1 protein-coding gene is annotated in these 279 nt (G+C 51.6%); it reads left to right on the plus strand.

What is annotated here, in order from left to right; all coding sequences use genetic code 11:
* On the plus strand, positions 1-279 hold a 279-nt coding region (locus AB9F29_RS22540; RefSeq protein ID WP_369757331.1), incomplete at both ends, for a CBS domain-containing protein.

Genomic DNA, 279 nt, shown 5'->3' on the forward strand with positions numbered 1-279 from the left:
GTCGAAGAGATCATGCTTCACCGCAGCCAAATTGAGATGGTCGACGCGAGTATGCCCACGGAAGAAGTCCTGAACCTCTTACTCAACAGCAGTCATACCCGCCTGCCCGTTTATCGCGACGAGCCGGAAAACGTTGTCGGAATTCTGCATACAAAACATCTGTTGCGCGGGTTAAACGCACCACTTAAAGTAGGCCAAGCCCCTGCGGATGCAATGAAAAACTTCAATCTTATGGAAGTTGTCCGCGAACCCTACTTCATTCCGGAAACCGCGACGCTG

The organism is Falsihalocynthiibacter sp. S25ZX9, assembly GCF_041205405.1.
GTDB lineage: Bacteria > Pseudomonadota > Alphaproteobacteria > Rhodobacterales > Rhodobacteraceae > Falsihalocynthiibacter > Falsihalocynthiibacter arcticus.